Genomic DNA, 17,425 nt, shown 5'->3' with positions numbered 1-17,425 from the left:
TTCATTACTGGAATTGGGGTTCATTGTTATAAGATAGGAACGATACATTTAAAACCGAATGTTAAGAAAAAACCAAAGAAAAAAATGAAAAATATTGCAACTACCACTTATCCAGAAGCTTCTAGTTTTTATACCCCGCCCTAAAAAGAAAAGAGGCTTTCGCCTCAGAATTTCAAGCTGAAAGATTATACAAGTATATATAATCATCTTCCTGGTCTTCGGTATCATTGCCTGAGCGGATGTATACTATTTTATCGTCATAAATCGCAGGATAACTTGCAGACATAATATAAGCTGTCTCATTAGTTGAGATATTGTACATATAAATGCCATTCGATAAGTTATTTCCTACCCAGTATTGTTTTTCCCAAATTATTCTATCACCATATATATCCGGACTGGTCGAATTGCCATCAAAAGTGACTTGGCGTGTTTCATGTTTGGCAATATCTCGCATGTAGATATCCCATGATTCATTTTTTTGTTCTACCCACACGACAATGTTTCCGTAAATTTTACCTCCCGCTGCTGTACCAGTTCGGCTGATGTCACTTACTCTTTTTGTGGGTATGTCGTATATGGAAATGTTTGTACTCCATTCGCTTGAATTTACCTGATTTGCCCGTCCCCATACAATCTTATTCCCGTAAATAGAAGGACCAAATTGAGCATGCTCATACGGAGTTAGCTGAGTTTCTTCATTGGTGCTGAGATTGTATAAATACAAACTGTTATACATATCATTTTGATAATAGGTAGGCTGACCGTCAACGGATTTTGATCTTACATATACAAGATTATCACCATAGATCGCTGGTGCGCTTGCGTTAACGATTTCAATTTTTTTGCCAGTGGAAATGTTATACACAGTTATGTTTCCATTGTCCAGCCATGTAATTTTATCTCCCTGAATGGATGGGCTATCATCCGTATGTCCTATCCATGTTATGTTTCCGGTAGTCAGGTTATACATGAAAACTCCGTTACCAAGAGTATCAGACCATGTAATAATGTTGCCGTAGATCGATGGGCTCAATGTTAGTCTCCAACCTACGATCATAGTCTCTTTACCAGCGTTTGCTATTGATGTAAAGCTTATGAGAAAAATCAAAACAAGTGCTAGATGTATTATTTTATTCCCCACATTAATCCCCATAAAGGATGTAACACTGGAAAACTACATCAACGTTACTGCTCATTATCAATAAGGGGGAAAGGGAACTAAAAACGGATATGAGAAACTGCTTACTTTTTAGCATCTCATTATTGCTCTCCGAACAGGCTCTATGTTAGGCAGGCGTTATTTGTAACTATTTCATTTCAACTATCAGTTACTGATTGTGTTTTTCATTTTCATTTGAATTATAGTTATGTTTTTGACAACTCCAAATTATTTCCATATTTCGAGTATCTAGCCTTCGAGTATCCAGCCAATTATAGTTAAAATTCAAAGAAAATATTTAAAAAATATTAGAATGTAATGAGTATTAATATTTTTTAAATGTAAGGTGGTGAAGGAAAATAAATGAAAAATTGGATAAAGTTGAATTCAATAACTTTAGCTTCAATAGCCTTAGTTTTTATGTTTTTAATTTTAATTTCATCCGTTGCGTCAGCATCACAGGTAGCGGCACAGGTGACGAGAATTGGTAATGGATCTGATCCTGCTATTTATGGCAGCAAAGTTGTATGGACAGACAGTGGCGTTATTCATGTTTATGATTTGACCTCGAAAACAGACACTACAGTTAGCTCTTCTGCAGCATCTCATCCAGCTATTTACGGCAACAAATTAGTGTGGCATGATGAAAGCAGTGGAGTGCCAAGACTTACAGTTTATGACATACCTTCGGGTGCTCGGTCTTATATTACAAAAGATGTGGACAACTACAGTATTCCTGCTATTTACGGCAATAGAATCGTTTGGAGTGCAAATTACAATGAATCAAGTTATAATTATAATGTATATATGCGGGATATATCGACTTCTACACAGACTAAAATTACGGAGGGTAATAGTCCTGATATATACGATACCAAGATTACATACGGTTATGAGGGTGAAGATGGAAGAATCATAGCTGTTTACGATATTAATACTAAAGAAACTATAGATATACACTCTTCTAGTCAGGTATTTAGTCCCTATATATACGGTAATAAAGTGATATGGTCAGACTTCTATTCCAGGGATGGATACATCCAAATGTATGACCTTGTTACTAAAAAAACTATTGATGTTACCAGTGATAATACAGGTAATACTTTGTCCATCGTCAATGAGTATGGGTATGATGTTGTTGATGCTGGAGATGACACCGGTACTCATATTAATATAAATGGGGACAAAATTGTATATTCAAAATCTGGTGACGACCAATTTGGTTATGCGGGTGTATACGTTTATGACATTCCTTCAGTAAAAAGCACTCCAGTCTATATTTATCCAAGAGGGACTTACACAACACCTGATATCTACAATGATACTATCGTATGGGGAATAGGCAGTAGTTATGGTGGGGTTAATGATACTGGCATCTATATCTGTGATCTTTCTGTCACAAACACCTTGCCACCTGTAGCTGCATTTACTGCAAATACAACTTATGGAACTGTGCCTTTAGTTGTGCGATTCACTGATCTTAGCACTGGTGGAGTACCAAATTCCTGGTATTGGGATTTCGGTGATGATACCAATTCAAAACACGCCACGAATGCAACCCACACTTTTACGAATCCAGGGGTGTATAACGTTACTTTAATAGTGGCAAATGAGGCAGGCAATAGTACGGTGAGGAAACCGAATTATATTACTGTAACTCCCCCACAGCCACCAGTGGCAGATTTTTCTACTAATGTAACCTCTGGAACAGCACCTCTAACGGTGTTATTCGCTGCTACAAGTAAAGGCGGAGCTACAAGTAAAGTCGAAGAACCTACATCCTGGTATTGGGATTTCGGCGATGGTACCAATTCAAAAGATTCGGCTACTATTCACACATTTACGAAACCAGGAAATTATACAATCAGTCTGACTGTGGGAAACATTATAGGGAACAATACGACGACAAAGCCGGATTACATAGTTGTTACTGATCCAAATGCTCCGGTTGCAAACTTCAGTAGCAATGTTACCCAGGGTTATAGCCCCCTTTCTATTCAGTTTACTGACCTTTCTCAAAATGCAGAATCTAGAAGCTGGGACTTTGGAGACGCAAATACTTCAACCGAGCAGAATCCAATGCATATCTATTCCTCTGCAGGAAACTATTCCGTAAATCTGACAGTGAGTAACGAAAACGGGACTACCTCAAAAACTACTATGATATATGTGCTTGAAAAAAGCCGTTCAAGTGATGAAAGAAATGGAAATAAAGGTGGAAGTAGTAGTGGCAGAAGCAGTGGCGGTGGTGGGGCTGGTGGTTCCCCTGAACCTGCAAGAAATGTTGAAGTCAAGGAACTTTCACAGGCACAGGTTTCAAACGGAAAGCCTGTAAAGTTTGATTTCACTAAGAACGCAACCTGTGTCGTGTACGTAAGCTTTGATTCAAAGAGGACCGCAGGTAAGACCACGGCTATTGCCGAACAGCTCAAAGGGAAATCAACTCTGGTTTCAGAATTGGACTCAGGCGAGGTCTATAAGTACTTCAACCTCTGGGTTGGAAACAGTGGTTTTGCAACTCCAAGCAATATCGAAAATCCATTAGTATGCTTTAAGGTTGAGAAAGCTTGGATACAGGATAAAAAGATCGATAAGTCTTCAATCACTCTGAGCAGGTTCAGTGACAAAAAATGGAATCAGCTTTCAACCAACCAGTCAGGAGAAAATGACAAGTACCTGTATTTCACAACAAATACCCCAGGATTCTCTCCTTTTGTAATAACAGGTAAGACTAAAGCAAATGTGAATAAAGCACAGCCTTTGACTGAGAACAAAACACATTTAGATGTTGATAATACTCAGAATAAAACTACCGCTGGAAGTAAGATCACAACCATTGAACAAACACCTGAGCAAAAACAAAGCTCAAGCACATCTGGAATAGAAAACACAAAGACATCTGGTTTTGAAATAACTTCCTGTATCTTCTGTCTACTTAGCTTATTCTTATACAAAAGAAGATAAAAAGAAGTTAATTATGCAGGTAGTTTAACCTGATCAAATCTGGCAGAAGGGCAGATGACAAAGATATAATTCGTGAAACAATATTTCCTTCATGCACAGTAAGATATGCGATAAACAGGCTGAAAGAAGAAAAGATTCTGATGGAACGCTTTTATTCCTTGATTCACGCCAGAGCCTTTATGGCATAAAAAGACCTGCAAATCAGGTTCTATCATTTGAGTAAGAAAGACTTTTCTGAGCAGAAAATATTCTTCAGAGCAAAAAAGTTTTTTGTATAATCATGTTTGTAGAAAACATGATTTCTGAACAATCTGATCAATTACAGCCTAAATTAAGGTTTTTGGGGTTTTCACCCCAAGATTTTTTCAAGTAAGTTGTGCTTTTTAAAAACAGTTGTACTTCTCTCAATTAAGCTAGAGATAATTATATTTAATTGAAAATAAATTTATGAATACTAATTTCCTGTAACTTGCTTTACATGCTATTGGCCGACTGGTTGCAGTTCAAATATACAAGTACGGAAGAGATATCATAAGATAAACTGGATGGGGAGCCGTGATATTATGGATCTCAACGAAAAGATAGACATGATAGGGCGTTTATATCTTGGGCTTGAACAAATAGAAGATTGTGCGGAATTCTCAGCTTTGATTCCCGAAGTTCGAACGAATTTTGTTTATGCATCAAAAGAGGCAACCACTCCTGAAGATGTTCTTGCAGTCGATGGGAGGATTTCCGTAGTTGATAGGTTTCCGAAAGCTATCGGAAGAATAAAATTTGGGGCTTCTGGCTATATGGCACACCTTCTGCTAGAAATTCGGAAAAAAGATCCTGAAATAAGATCTATTATAGATTTTTCAAATAATCCAGAGATTGCCGAGTTTCTGATGGCTTACTGTAAAGAAAAAGGATGGAATTTTTCAGTTGTAGATCGGAGCTTTGAGCCTGAGAATCTGAAGGATACGGAAGGAGAAGCAATTTCTTGGACTGTCGAGGAAGCTATTCGAGGCGCTGGGGGAAAGATGCCCAGAATCTTCTATGAAACAAGCGCGGTTGGAAAAGAGCCTGTGAGTATTTTTGTAGGGAAAGACCCCCTAGAGGTTGCGGAACAAATTTGTGAGCTTGCTAGAACTTACCATTCGTCAGGACAAAAAACGAGATAAAAGCGAAAAGTCCATCAGATAAAAATGGAACTGATATATGTAGTAAGGAGGAGCGGGGAAAGGATTGTAAAACCCCTCTCCTCCCGTGGAGTGAAGGAAACCGATTTTTCGGCTCTTCAATATAAACCGGCATCCTGGAGGTTGTGATTGCCGGCTTTGAAATCCGTTTTGAAATGTAAGGTTTGTTCGCTTTTACACGATATTAAATAGAATTTTAGAGTATTTATAATGTACTGTGTTAGCATACCACATGTTGACGTAACGCGCACCAATATGACAATCCTGAAAAAATATTCGTTTTCAGACCTCTCCCAAGTTTCCAAACTCAAGAGTCCTTCCCGCTCCATCAACTATTGTCTTTTTTCCATTCACATCGATAAATCTCACAGAGAGATTTCCATCCTTGCTGTATTTTGCAAGAGTCCTTCCCGCTCCATCAACTATTGTCTTTTTTCCATTCACATCGATAAATCTCACAGAGAGATTTCCATCCTTGCTGTATTTTGTCCAGATCGTAGTATTCTTATCCTCAGACCACATGTACTCAAATCTGGAGGTATTTCCCTCGGTGCCGGTTTCTACATAGGCTTTACAGATAGTTTCGTTTTCAAATTTTTCGGTTCCGGCAATTGTCAAATTCAGGATTTTTCCGGTAGCCGGGTCTTTGACCTGAATCTGAGAACCTACAGGGCACCAGCTCCCTTCACCTGATTCCGGAAGACTAACAGTTATTTCAGTCTCATTATTTGAAACCGAGAAATTTGTTCCCTCTTTATCGGTGCAACCAAGGCTAAGAAATGCCGCTATAATAAGGAGAATAATTAAAATTCGTTTTTTTGACAAAACCTACCACCTTAATTTCAGGATTTAAATTCTAAATGTTCAAGATAGTTATCCGCTTTTAAAAACTCTCATTTAAATTTCAAGGTTATACTTTAGAATATACTTAGCAAATAATATTAACTATTAGATAAAGTCTCTGATTTAAATTTTAGGTATATACTTTAGAGCATATTTAATAAGTCTAGTTAACAGCCATTTTTATACAAAACTTGTGAGATTCTAGGTACAATAAAGTATTTTGCATCAAATGCTCCCTTTTGACATTGCAGGTTTGAATATTATAGTCATGTTTTTAATTAAAAGAATAAAGGTAATATGTGTAAAAATGGAAATAAGGACATGCCTTTATCGTATTATAAAAGGGAGTGGATAGAACGGAAAAAAGTATTTTCAAAGGAATTTTGATTGCAACCGACGGCTCGAAGAATGCAGAAAGAGCGGCTTCTTATGGAATGGATCTCGCAAAGGCAGCAGGTGCTGAAGTGCAGGCCCTTTATGTAATTTCAACTCAGCATGCAGTAACTACACGGACGGTTAAGGGCTGGAGCGAAGGATTTGAAGAGTGTCTTACAAATAAGGGAAGATCTGCAATTGACAATGTAGAAAAACTGGGAAAAGAAGCCGGGGTTAAAGTTAAACCGGTATTCCTGAAGGGCATTCCTGCCGATAAGATCCTTGAATATGCAGAGGAAAGCAATATTGACCTTATAGTAATGGGTACACAGGGTTTGACAGGCATCAAAAAATTCCTGATAGGCAGCGTGGCAGAAAAAGTAGTCAGGCATTCCAGAATTCCAGTAATGGTTATTCGATGAAAGCAGGCCCTGAAGGCCTGCTAATTCTTAGTTACAATGCTGAGAAATTATTCTAAGGTTTATCCTTAGATTTATTCTAGATTTATTTCCTAGTTGTTATCGATTACAGCCTCAATCCTCAAAGATCCCTGAGCCTTTAAACACGTCTTTTGCTTCCTCAAGGCTCAGATCTTCAGGGGGTACTATAATGTCGGATTCCAGAAGTTCTTCTGCTTCAATAGGCTCTCCTTTTTCCTTTATTTCGAAGATTAATCTCGCAAGTTCACTGCTGAATTCCTCGGCTTTTCCTTCCTCAACCAGATCCACAATCCGGTTATCAATCTGGTTCAGCTCGTCACAGAGAGCTTCAGGTACCCTGTACTGGCCTTCACCCATAATCCTGATTATCAATCTTCAGACCCCCTTTCGTTCTTCAGTACCTTCTTCCCCGGTTTTAGCTTTTTCAGACTCTTTTCCTGCTTCAGCCTTAAGCCTGGCAAGTTCGGATTCTACACTGCTCTGGGTACTGATTTTTGCAAGTTCCCTATCGATTTCGTCCTTGCCGCCTGTAAAGTCTTCGAGTGTGCCAGCTTCCATAAGCTCATCAATTGCCTCAGCCCGTGCTTTCATCTCTTCGGTTTTATTTTCGGCCCTTTCGAGCGCAAGGCCTACATCTGCCATCTCTTCGCTTATGCCGGAAACGGATTCATTAATTTTTACCTGGGCCTCAGCAGCTGAGTACTGGGCTTTAATCGACTCTTTCCTGGTCCTGAAGATCTCCACTTTCGTTGAAAGGCGCTTTTCCGAAGCTACCAATTTTTCTTGCTGCTTCTCAAGTTCTGCAATTTCTCTGTCAATCCCTTCTACCTGCTGCACAAGGGCGGCTTTTCTCTCAAGGGCAAGTCTTGCAAGATCTTCCCTGCCAGCGGCAACCGCATCCTTTGCCTGACTTTCAAGCTTGTCCGTACTCTGAACCAGTTTTGCACGCTGGAGCTGGAGGCGCTTTTTTGAGCTTGTAACTTCCGCAACTCCTCTCTTCACGTTCTGGAGCAGTTCGAGCTGCCTCTCATAGGAATAATCCAGTGTTTCCCTTGGGTCTTCCATCCTGTTAAGCACTTTATTCATCTTTGATTTAAATACTGTCTCCATCCTATTGAATAATCCCATGTATTTTCCCCTTTGTTTTTTTAAAGTTCTCAAGCCGAATAAATCTGAAGATCATGTTTTCGTATTATTCCTTATAAATTCTTCCGGTACCTCATATAGTATTTCTGGTATCCTTGCTGTCTGTTTGCCTTTGCTAAAATTATATTATTAGCTTATCTACATTTCCTATAATCACCTTTCCTTTACCTATAATCTCCTTTCCTAATCAAATATTTCCTTCTTGAATCAAATATATATCTACTCAATCCAAAATTTTATATTCTAAATCAAATTTTTCATTTTCCGAATCAGATTTCTATCTTTCAGAGTTTACTTGTTAAATAAAATAATATATATGTTTATAATTATATATAATAAGAAATTATTCGCTGCTGTGCGAACGACTTATATATTCTGAATGCAACTTATCTAAAGATATTATGGCAAAACCTGAGAGTAAAACAGAATTTTTTTATAATGAAAAAGGGCTGATAGCAATAGGCAGTCCTGTTAAACTTCAGATCCTTAACTTGCTCAGGGAAGAACCCAAATCATTTGATGAAATCGTAAAATTTACAGCAAAAGCCAAATCAACTATTTCCGTACATCTCAACAATCTCAGGTCATGTGAACTTGTGGAAGAAAATTTTGACCCAAGAGACCGCCGCCGAAAGATTTATTCTCTTACTTCACGTTACATGGGCTGCTCTCAGGAGCCTTTCATTGAGCATTATAGGAGTTTGCTTGAAAAGGCTCCAGCATGTAGAAATGATAGGTTCTGCTTTGCAGAAATCCTTCTCCATGCTCTTTACTTTGGTTTTGAAGCATACGGGATTGACAATGCCCCGGTTGTAAAAACGATAGGAAACGATCTTGGAAGATCTATTTCCCCTATTTTTGAATCCGAGATCTTTGAGGAACTCTTGAAGGAAATCGGGGATTTCCTGGAATTCCAGGGGAAATGTCGTGTTAACTTGCTCGTAGATCTCCCTGGTCTTCAGATTGAAGACGATTTCAAAGCCAGTTCAATGCCTGTCACAGGACAACCCTTCTGTACCTTAAGAGAAGGTATTATTGAGGGAATTCTTAGAGAAAAGCTCAAGAAGGAGTACAGAGTTACAGAGACCGAGTGTTACGGGTCAGGGCACGAACACTGTCTTTTTAAGATAACAATATGAATTCCTTTTTTATACTCATGGTATTACATACGAATATTATTAATAAATCTGGCTTTAAGCCGCGCCCTGTTCTCAAACCAACTGGCTTATAAATTATATAAAGGTCAGCTCTTTTTCAGGCCTCAGCCTATTTTTACATGAAGCACATCTGTCAGCGAGCATCTCCAATTATGACTCCCATCTCGGATTTCAGGCGAGGTCCTATTGCTGCAACTATTCCAGGACCATCGGTTTTTTCCTGACACACGATTGCATGTTCCAGCAGTCCAAGTCGTTCGATTTCGTAAATGTCCCTTCCATGGCCTGTTTTTTTAATAGCGCTTTTGATTTCCGAGCGGGTTGCTCCGTTAACAGTTACCCTATCAGTAGCTGCCTTTTTCCAATTCCACCAGATATCAAGCTGTTTTTTGGTGAAACGAGCCTTTACATTCTTATTAGCTTGAATGATCTCTACTTCAACCGGCAAATGTGGTATAAGACCGAATCTCGAAGCAAGCTGCTTTGGCTTTCCGTTGCCCAGAGCTTTCAGCTCCTCGGCTTCAACCCTTACAGGCACCCCGATATTGACAAGAAAAGCGTCCTCTCCGAAAGCCTGGAGAAAACCAATGTACACCTTTCCAGGTTCAGCTTTTTTTGCAGGCGTCCCATATCTGGAGGTCAGCAAATTTGCAGACACTTCCTCATCCTCGCCTTCAAGAGTATATTCGGCCCAGTTTTCAGGAGTAATCGAGATCTCAACTTTTACTTCAAGGTCTTTGAATTCATTCTCAACCAGGGTTTTCAAAAGCCCAGCCATCCTTTCCCGGTTCTTTCCGTAAATATGCTGGAGGGTTATAACTTTTATCATATTCTTTCTACCATTTCTCTCTTCTGCTTTGTTTTTACCGGGAATTGAATAATTCCTCAACTCCTGAGGTAAGCTTCCAGAAGCTCTTCACTTTCTTCCAGGGCTGAGGTAACAGTCTCACTAACTGGGCTTTCTGCCCTTTCGATCTGGTTCTGGAGTCTTTTAATGTCCCTACTGTAGGGACCAAGTTTCCGGGAAATCGTATCTCTGCTATCTCCCTGCTCTATTGCGCCCTTATGGATATTTTCGATTTTACTTCTGAGTTTTTTGATCTTCTCAAGAATTTCGGCACTCAGGGGGTCAAGCTCTTCTGCCTGTTCAGGTTCTATATCTTCCTCATCTCTAGCTTCTGGACCTTTCTCTTGAGACTCATCTTTCTGGGCAATAGGAGGCTCCTCTGAGATTATATCCATGAACTCTTTAAGGGCAGTTTCGACCTCTTTTCCGTACTCCGTAAGTTCAACAAATTTTATCCGCCCCTCAAATGTGAATTTTATAAGTCCGCACTGTTCCATTTTCGCGAGGATCCTTGTTGTATGGGCAAAGGTGGAGTCTATCTCTTTAGAAATAATAGATGCATAGGTCTTTTCCATCGAGCCTATAAACAGTAGTGCACGAGTGGGTTTTTCCTGCAAAAATAACTTTTCTGCATTTTCATCGGACATATTATCACATTGGATTTTTTTAGCGGATTACTTCTGGATCTGAATGAAAGCGCTTTAAGTATTCTTTAATGGTTTATATAATAATACTGCGAGTTTCTAACCTGTAGTTTTATCTCTATTTGTACCAGAGGAATTCATCCTGAAAGCACCCTGATTATCTCTTTTATTTTTGTGATAGGCGCATCGGTTCGGAATGAGATCCCGCTGAAATGAGTTCTCGACGCTTCAAATCCATGGGCTCTAAGGGCTTCTATTAGGATTTCTATTCCGGTTGCAGAAGCTCCGAGTTCTTTACAGATTACGTGCTGATCATAGAACATCGGGATATCGAGTTCGTCCCTGCAGAAAGTAATTAACTTTTTTGCTTTATCTTTTGTGTTTAAAGGATGCACTTCAAGTTCGGAAAGAACTTCGTCACAGAACGCCTTTTCTCTGAATGGCCCAAGCCACAAAGGGCCTGCAATATGTGTAAAAGCCCCGCAAGCAGGGCATTCTTTATCGATATGTACTGCAAGTCCATATACAGAGCTTCGAAACCCACATTTCGGACAGTAAATGCTGAAGCCCATTGACTTCAGAGTTCTGTCAGTCTGCTTTGTTCCATGAAGAACTTCGAGATAAGTGCGAACATAGTGGCGCGTCACATGGGAAAGTAGGGGTACCATTCCTTTTTCATGCTTTGCAAGCTCTCTGGCACAAGCTCCCAGGAGAACTCGAAGCCCCATTTCACTGTGATATTCCGTGTTAAGAGGTACGGCCGCATATTTCCGTATCCCGGCTTTCAGGTGGGCCCCGCATAAGGGAGCTGTATCCGTTGCCGTAACCGACAGCAGATTCCGAACTGAAGCAGATGCTGCATCTAGGAAGGGCGAAGGAGTGCCAAAAGGGTCAATGTCCACGATATGGAATTTTTGCTCGTGAAGCAGAACATTTGCACTCTTGCGGGTAGCCAGGGTTTGTTCCTCAAGCCCGTTAATTTTGATATTTTCCTTTATAAGTTCAAACGCTTCAGGACTCCAGTCATTCATGGTCGCATGGATCCCGACCTCGCCTGCAATCCGAAGCCCCCTTATCCCTGACGCCGAAAAAGCATCCACATAATGGACTTCTTCCCTGAGAAGCTCTTTTCTCGAAAGAAGCCTTTCCACAAATGCAGCCGTAGCTGCAACATTAATATCGCGGTTAAGCTCCATCTCCGGATTGTAAAAAACCGGAGCTGCCGAGGGAGGGAAGGTTGCGTCCGGAGGCGGTACCGGAACTGAAACCTTGGTTGTGCCTTCGACTATAGTTTGAGATGTCATTTGAAACTGCTATACTTTGGGATCTTATTTTACAGTGATGGTCGTCTGCATTTTCTGATATCCTTTTACACTGAAATTGTAACTTCCGGGCTTATTGAACATGTACTCCATGGTATTTCCATATGCAAGCCTTTGATCCTCGAAAAGGTGCTCCCTGCTGGTCAGGGCAAGAACACTGGATTCCTGATAGTTCCTCCATATAACTGTATCTCCAACATTAATTTCCAGGCTTGAAGGAGTCATAAGATAGTTTTTAAGCCTTACAAGCTGTGACGTCGGTGCGGTACCGTTAGATGGGACGGTTCCAGTCCGTTCCACTTCTCTAGTCCAGGCTTCTGTTTGCTTCATCTCAGGCTCATCTGAAATTCTTATTTCTTTCGGCGTATTCAATTCTACCTGTGTTTCCGTTTCTGCCGGTGTTTCAAGCTCTTCCTGTGGTATCGTTTCTCTTTGTAATTCCGTTTTTTCCGGTGTCCACTTTTCTCCTTCAGTATCGGTCTCTTCTGATGTCGATATTTCCCTCTGCATTCCTAAGGGTGTTTTCACTTCTCTTTGTCTTTGTGAACCTCCTGAACTCCCGCCTGCCCCCCGGTCTGCTTCCTTCTTTTCCTCCTTGTCTTCCGAACTCAGGCAACCTGACATTAATACTGACAGGACTATAAGGAGTGAAATTATTTTGGCTGTTGCCAATCCCCTCCCCTTATTGTTAATCTACATTTTATCCTTCCATTTTAATATAAGTCATTTATAAATAATAATGTTTTCTTAGAACAGTCTTTAAAGTCGGAGTTATTTTTGAAGCACTGGCATGGATTTTGGGTAATAAGTATTGATATGATGATATAACACAGGATTAATTTTAGTGTTACTTCATACACTGTATAGAAAAGAAATTGTAGTTCTTAAGGCATAGAAAATCCTATGCATATTTCCGAAGATGCAAAATAGAGGTATTCTTATCTAGGGAAATCCTTATTTTAAAAATGTGAAAAAATAGATTTGCCAGGAAATTCATCGACTTTTCCTGCAAAATCCATATTTCTTGTATTTAAACCATCTGAGATGATTGAATTAATTAGAGTATCTGAGTAAGCCCGTTCTCTGAATTTTTGACTTCTCAGTTCTCAGAAGTTATTTTTCAGGGTTCAGCCACATTAACTGTGACATTCATTCTGGGCTGGCCGACCACATTGAAGTGATAGTCTCCAGTCTCGTTGAAAGTATATGCGAAAGCGCGCCTGTACATCAGGGTTGTATCTTCAAAGAGATTCTCTTCGCTTACAAGGGAAAAGTTTCTCTTCGGGTTGTCCTGCATATTTATCCAGGCAACAGACTCTCCTTTCTTTATTTCAAGGCTTGAAGGATTTGCTCTATTATTGATCAATCTTACAGTGTATGGAGCCTCTTTTAGATCAGGACTCGATATTTTCCCTACTGTTTCCTCGGTTTTGTTTTCTTCCGAAGTTATATTTTCTTCAGGTGCTCCGATGTCTCCAGTGGTCACATTTTCTTTCGAGGTTTCTGTTTCTACGCCAGTTAAATTTTCTCCAGGTGTTTCTATAACAGTTGTGTTTTCCACAGGAGTTACGGTTTCCTCAGGGGTTGCATTTTCTTCTGTTGAGGGCTGTTCATCCCCTGTGCATCCTGAGAGTAAAACGGCGCCAAATATAAGAAGCAACACAATTATCTTTGTTTTCATTTTATTCCCCGCATCTTGCGATTGTGAAATTTAAGAAATCAATACATCAAAGTCTCATACAATTTTGAAGCTAATATTCAATTTGAAGCTTAATCTTTTTGATTTTATAGACCTTTATTTACCTTTATTGATTTTGATATAATCTTTATTGACCTTTAGAGGGCCCAGTAACTCTTAATACTGCAGTCTTTCTTTAAGGAAATTTCGAATCTTAGTATTCTTTTTTAAAATGATCCTCATGTATAAGTATGTTTTTCACTTTTTAAGATACTTTCTACCCTATTAGTAAAGCTTTAATAAACTTTTTGATATTTTTATACATTTTTTACTTATTATAATTATTTAAAAAATAATTACTCTTTTAAAAATCCTCAATTCGCTTCCATACTCCTCATCAGTTCAAGCTTAACTTATAAATAATATATACGGGCATACATTTAAATATTAATTACGCTGTTATCGCCTCAATAATAAAATTATGAATATAGTTAAAAGATCTAAATATCAAGCATAAGATATCATACAGTGAAAATAAAAGTCCGTGTCAGACCCTGCTCATATAACATTCCATAAAAGCAGAGAGAGAACCCCAAGAATTGTAACTGCTCCGAAAGTGCTCTTTGTAAGAGAGAAAAGGCTGGGAGAGCCGGAGATTTTCGAAAGCAGGATTTTGTTAATCGTGCTGATCAGGCTTGCAAGCACTGCAGTGTTCGCTGCGGTTGCATAAGAAATATTTCCACTTACTGCAAGTAAAGTTACCGATACAATTACTCCAGAGCTGCTAACAAAGGCGCCAAGGGCAGTGATGTAAATTCCGGCAGTTCCTGCAACTTTATAGGCAAAGCTTCCGATTATGAGAATAATGGTAAAAGCAAAACCGAATTTAAATGCCTGTCCAAGCGAAAAAGGAGATTGAATTTTGAGTTCTCCCCCACCTATCGGGCAGAATTTCTTATCATTCCTGAGAGCTATTGCTATGGAAGCAAGGATAATCACTGTTTGGGGAGGAAGCATACGCAGAGTTGTCTGGCCAGTTGGGTCAACGATCAGGGCTAATACAAGATTCCTGATGAGCATGGAAATATTACATAACAAGATTCCTGTAAGCACAGGATCGGCCATTTCCTCTGCTCGTTTTGAGAGACCTGCAAGTGCGGCCGTTGTAGCTTCACTGTTCACAAAGCCTCCTACAAACCCCGAATAGCAGATCCCGCGCCTTGTACCGAACTTCCTCAGGAGCACATAACTTAAAAAACTGATAAGTGAAACAAGAATTACGATAAGAATTGCAGACCTGAAGTTTATAACTCCGAAAAACTCTCTATCCGGCATCACCGGATAAAGTATAAAAGCCACGGCAAGGAACTGTACGGCATTGTAAAGTTCCTCTTTTGTCAGGTTTCCTGCAAACTGGTGAAGTGGCTGTTTCTGGATCAGAAGAAAAGCTACAACTATTGAAGAGATAATAGCAAACATGCCGTAGTCATAGCCTACAAGGACTCCCATAACAAAAATGAAAAAGAGACTGATAGGGCTGGTAACCCCAATCCGTTTGAAGAGAAATATTTTGGCATAGGTGATTATGCAACAGATTGCTCCGAAAAAGAGCGCGGACACGTAGACAAAACCTTGCCCTGTTGCCGTACTTACAAATGCAGTTAACATACCTGTAATACAGGTTATGCTGTAGGTTCTTACACCGGCGAAAATTTCGTGCTCGATACCTCTATGCTCCCTTTCTATACCTACCATGATCCCTATAAGAAAGGCTGTGGTCAACTTTTTCATGAAATCCAGAAAAACCGGATCGAAACCGAACTCTTCAATGGTGCCCGTAGCTCAACCTCTATGATTTTTCAGTATATAAAGTGCAGAGTCAAGTTATAAGAAATCTCTATTTAAAGTTTCTATTAAACTTATTTAAGTATTATATCTGTTCATTTGCTTTGGCATCTCCATTTTATCATGTGACTTGTGTTCCTCAAACATTTTTCACAACACTGGGCTTTGTTTTTACGCCAGTAAAAAAGTGAGCGATTGTAAGTAATGTTATTCACTTTCGTAAGGTGAAATAAACGGGGAGACTTAAATATAATTAGATATTAGAAAAACAAAATATAATTAATATTAAAGATGTTCCGGGTAATGAATTTAGCCCCTAAAAAGAGAAAAAGGCCCAGATTGTGTTAAGAGCCTGTGTAATATCTTTCAGACAACTGCTGCACCTAAGAACATTTACTAAACCTAATTGAAATAATTAGAAATTTGGTTTTAGCCGTATTGACTCTGTATTTTATACCTCTAATTAACTCTGTATTTTATACCTCTCTAATTTTATATCTCATATCTCTATAAATTCAACCTCAATGGGTTTGTTTTTATCCTTTTCCTCGATAGTTATCAGAGTGCAAGAACCTTTACAGGCTTCGCCTGGATTTACTACTACAGTCTTTCCTACCTGCTCCAGGCCTTTTGCTTCATGGATGTGACCGCAGACAATCAGGTCAACCCTGTCAAGGAATTTCTGGATAGCCTTGCTGCCAACGTGCCCGAAAGGAAGTTCATCCCTTGCACCGTAAGGGGGGGCATGAGTCAGAAGCACTATGGTACCGCAACCATCATTATTTTCGGCAGAGCAGACCATTCCTTCGAGAGTCTTTTCAATTTCTTCTTCGGATAGCTCAAAAGGAGAATTGAAAGGAGTGGGATTTGAGCCGCCCAGTCCTATAAACCTGATATTTCCTATCTGTTCGGCTTTTCCGTGCAGGTTTGTGGCCTTTGAAGCATCAAGAGCTTTTAAGATGCTCCTGTAGTCGCAATTACCCGGGATTGCAAGTACAGGTCTATCAAACATTTCCATCAGTTCTTCGACCTTCTCATCGGGCCCGAAATTGGTAATATCCCCGACAATAACTACAAGGTCAAAATCGCCTGCCTTTTCAATCATTTCCTTTATCTTTGAATAATCCCCATGGGGGTCAGAAATAGCCAGTATCTTCATCCTTATCCTGTCCTGTTATTCGTAACTATCAGTAAGGGTTCTATTATTCACGTTTATCTGTAGAAGTATTATTCATAATTATTCGAAAAGTTGCTGTCATATCGAGTTATTTGATAAACCTTTTATCCAAAAAGTTTTACGTACATCTTTTATATCCCTTGTGTAAATATAGTGCCCATGCGCGATATTGTTGTTATAGGGCACAAAGCAAACACGAGCGGCGACTTTACCTTAAATGACCTTCCAGGTTCTGCAGGAAGAATGGATATCCTTTGCCGCTGCGTGAGTTCTGCCCTTTTTCTCTCTTTCGGAATGCGCAGGGATGTAAACGTACACCTGCTTCTTCTGGGAGAACCTGATCCCGGAAAAATCCTCAGATTTGAAGGACTCCACCTGAGATATCTCAACCCGGACGAGCGAAGCAGCGGCTCGCTTATCCAGAAAGCACTCCAAAAGGATGCAAGTGAGCAAGATGTCCGTTCCACTCCAGGCGTATGGGTTCACAGGGGAGACCTTGACTCCCTGCTCTCGAAATTTGAGGGGCGCACCCTGCTCTACCTGAGAGAGGATGGAGAGGATATCAGGGAAATTGCAAGTGAAATTAGAGACCCGGTCTTCATCCTGGGAGATCATGTAGGAGTTACCGAAGAAGAGGAAGAACA

18 protein-coding genes are annotated in these 17,425 nt (G+C 39.7%); 7 read left to right on the top strand and 11 right to left on the bottom strand.

Annotation, left to right across the window (positions count from 1 at the left end):
- Positions 1-172 precede the first annotated feature (172 nt).
- Entirely contained in the window at positions 173-1,144 is a 972-nt protein-coding gene (locus BP861_RS03125; RefSeq protein WP_292372484.1) for a hypothetical protein, read from the bottom strand.
- 438 nt (positions 1,145-1,582) lie between these two features.
- On the opposite strand from BP861_RS03125, the gene BP861_RS03120 reads away from it, so the two are divergent.
- The 4 genes from BP861_RS03120 to BP861_RS03105 all read left to right on the top strand — a co-directional run bounded on the left by BP861_RS03120 (position 1,583) and on the right by BP861_RS03105 (position 5,436).
- Positions 1,583-4,126 (top strand): PGF-pre-PGF domain-containing protein, encoded by a 2,544-nt coding sequence (locus BP861_RS03120; RefSeq protein WP_292372481.1) that lies wholly within the window; start codon positions 1,583-1,585, stop codon positions 4,124-4,126.
- A gap of 91 nt (positions 4,127-4,217) precedes the next feature.
- Entirely contained in the window at positions 4,218-4,349 is a 132-nt protein-coding gene (locus BP861_RS03115; RefSeq protein WP_292372479.1) for a hypothetical protein, read from the top strand.
- Between the two features lie 340 nt (positions 4,350-4,689).
- Positions 4,690-5,289, top strand: coding sequence for a thiamine-phosphate synthase family protein (locus BP861_RS03110; RefSeq protein WP_292372477.1), 600 nt, complete (start codon positions 4,690-4,692; stop codon positions 5,287-5,289).
- Positions 5,290-5,313: 24 nt separating this feature from the next.
- Positions 5,314-5,436 (top strand): hypothetical protein, encoded by a 123-nt coding sequence (locus tag BP861_RS03105; protein ID WP_292372475.1) that lies wholly within the window; start codon positions 5,314-5,316, stop codon positions 5,434-5,436.
- A 153-nt stretch (positions 5,437-5,589) separates the two neighbouring features.
- Here the strand turns inward: BP861_RS03105 and BP861_RS03100 are convergent, their stop codons facing one another.
- Positions 5,590-6,132 carry a hypothetical protein gene (locus BP861_RS03100; RefSeq protein WP_292372473.1) on the bottom strand — a complete coding sequence of 181 codons (543 nt, stop codon included), beginning with the start codon at positions 6,130-6,132 and terminating at the stop codon, positions 5,590-5,592.
- Positions 6,133-6,497: 365 nt separating this feature from the next.
- Between BP861_RS03100 and BP861_RS03095 the strand changes: the two genes are divergently transcribed.
- A complete protein-coding gene (locus BP861_RS03095; RefSeq protein WP_292372471.1) occupies positions 6,498-6,947 on the top strand; it encodes a universal stress protein in 450 nt (149 codons plus the stop codon).
- A gap of 111 nt (positions 6,948-7,058) precedes the next feature.
- Here the strand turns inward: BP861_RS03095 and pspAA are convergent, their stop codons facing one another.
- Positions 7,059-7,337, bottom strand: coding sequence for a PspA-associated protein PspAA (gene pspAA, locus BP861_RS03090; RefSeq protein ID WP_292372469.1), 279 nt, complete (start codon positions 7,335-7,337; stop codon positions 7,059-7,061).
- A 3-nt stretch (positions 7,338-7,340) separates the two neighbouring features.
- On the bottom strand, positions 7,341-8,093 hold the full coding sequence (locus BP861_RS03085) for a PspA/IM30 family protein (protein ID WP_292372467.1): 753 nt from the start codon (positions 8,091-8,093) through the stop codon (positions 7,341-7,343).
- Between the two features lie 419 nt (positions 8,094-8,512).
- Here BP861_RS03085 and BP861_RS03080 point away from each other — a divergent pair, with 419 nt between their 5' ends.
- Complete coding sequence (locus tag BP861_RS03080) at positions 8,513-9,250, top strand: V4R domain-containing protein (RefSeq protein WP_292372466.1); 738 nt, start codon at positions 8,513-8,515, stop codon at positions 9,248-9,250.
- Positions 9,251-9,401: 151 nt separating this feature from the next.
- On the opposite strand, the gene BP861_RS03075 is transcribed toward BP861_RS03080, so the two are convergent.
- The 7 genes from BP861_RS03075 to BP861_RS03045 all read right to left on the bottom strand — a co-directional run bounded on the left by BP861_RS03075 (position 9,402) and on the right by BP861_RS03045 (position 16,763).
- On the bottom strand, positions 9,402-10,097 hold the full coding sequence (locus tag BP861_RS03075) for a DUF2110 family protein (RefSeq protein WP_292372464.1): 696 nt from the start codon (positions 10,095-10,097) through the stop codon (positions 9,402-9,404).
- A 56-nt stretch (positions 10,098-10,153) separates the two neighbouring features.
- Positions 10,154-10,762 (bottom strand): MarR family winged helix-turn-helix transcriptional regulator, encoded by a 609-nt coding sequence (locus BP861_RS03070; RefSeq protein ID WP_292372462.1) that lies wholly within the window; start codon positions 10,760-10,762, stop codon positions 10,154-10,156.
- A gap of 134 nt (positions 10,763-10,896) precedes the next feature.
- Positions 10,897-12,063 (bottom strand): tRNA (guanine(10)-N(2))-dimethyltransferase, encoded by a 1,167-nt coding sequence (locus tag BP861_RS03065; RefSeq protein WP_292372460.1) that lies wholly within the window; start codon positions 12,061-12,063, stop codon positions 10,897-10,899.
- 24 nt (positions 12,064-12,087) lie between these two features.
- Positions 12,088-12,753 carry a cell surface lipoprotein gene (locus BP861_RS03060; RefSeq protein WP_292372459.1) on the bottom strand — a complete coding sequence of 222 codons (666 nt, stop codon included), beginning with the start codon at positions 12,751-12,753 and terminating at the stop codon, positions 12,088-12,090.
- Between the two features lie 448 nt (positions 12,754-13,201).
- Entirely contained in the window at positions 13,202-13,762 is a 561-nt protein-coding gene (locus tag BP861_RS03055) for a hypothetical protein (protein WP_292372458.1), read from the bottom strand.
- A gap of 555 nt (positions 13,763-14,317) precedes the next feature.
- Positions 14,318-15,550: an MgtC/SapB family protein gene (locus BP861_RS03050; protein WP_292372457.1), complete on the bottom strand. Its 1,233-nt coding sequence runs from the start codon at positions 15,548-15,550 to the stop codon at positions 14,318-14,320.
- A gap of 553 nt (positions 15,551-16,103) precedes the next feature.
- Positions 16,104-16,763, bottom strand: coding sequence for a metallophosphoesterase (locus BP861_RS03045; protein ID WP_292372456.1), 660 nt, complete (start codon positions 16,761-16,763; stop codon positions 16,104-16,106).
- A 177-nt stretch (positions 16,764-16,940) separates the two neighbouring features.
- Here BP861_RS03045 and trmY point away from each other — a divergent pair.
- The coding region (gene trmY, locus BP861_RS03040; RefSeq protein WP_292372455.1) for a tRNA (pseudouridine(54)-N(1))-methyltransferase TrmY at positions 16,941-17,425 on the top strand (485 nt) is incomplete at its 3' end.

Origin of the sequence: Methanosarcina sp. UBA411, assembly GCF_002495725.1 — an archaeon.
In the GTDB taxonomy this organism is placed as follows: domain Archaea; phylum Halobacteriota; class Methanosarcinia; order Methanosarcinales; family Methanosarcinaceae; genus Methanosarcina.
The sequence above is the reverse complement of the archived record's forward strand: the minus strand, read 5'-3'. Positions and strand labels throughout refer to the sequence as shown.

Coding starts and splice junctions, on each gene's coding strand:
- BP861_RS03120 (WP_292372481.1), top strand. CDS start 1,583: ATGTTTTTAATTTTAATTTCATCCGTTGCGTCAGCATCACAGGTAGCG.
- BP861_RS03115 (WP_292372479.1), top strand. CDS start 4,218: ATGCACAGTAAGATATGCGATAAACAGGCTGAAAGAAGAAAAGATTCT.
- BP861_RS03110 (WP_292372477.1), top strand. CDS start 4,690: ATGGATCTCAACGAAAAGATAGACATGATAGGGCGTTTATATCTTGGG.
- BP861_RS03105 (WP_292372475.1), top strand. CDS start 5,314: ATGGAACTGATATATGTAGTAAGGAGGAGCGGGGAAAGGATTGTAAAA.
- BP861_RS03085 (WP_292372467.1), bottom strand. CDS start 8,093: ATGGGATTATTCAATAGGATGGAGACAGTATTTAAATCAAAGATGAAT.
- BP861_RS03080 (WP_292372466.1), top strand. CDS start 8,513: ATGGCAAAACCTGAGAGTAAAACAGAATTTTTTTATAATGAAAAAGGG.
- BP861_RS03075 (WP_292372464.1), bottom strand. CDS start 10,097: ATGATAAAAGTTATAACCCTCCAGCATATTTACGGAAAGAACCGGGAA.
- BP861_RS03070 (WP_292372462.1), bottom strand. CDS start 10,762: ATGTCCGATGAAAATGCAGAAAAGTTATTTTTGCAGGAAAAACCCACT.
- BP861_RS03065 (WP_292372460.1), bottom strand. CDS start 12,063: ATGACATCTCAAACTATAGTCGAAGGCACAACCAAGGTTTCAGTTCCG.
- BP861_RS03055 (WP_292372458.1), bottom strand. CDS start 13,762: ATGAAAACAAAGATAATTGTGTTGCTTCTTATATTTGGCGCCGTTTTA.
- BP861_RS03050 (WP_292372457.1), bottom strand. CDS start 15,550: ATGAAAAAGTTGACCACAGCCTTTCTTATAGGGATCATGGTAGGTATA.
- BP861_RS03045 (WP_292372456.1), bottom strand. CDS start 16,763: ATGAAGATACTGGCTATTTCTGACCCCCATGGGGATTATTCAAAGATA.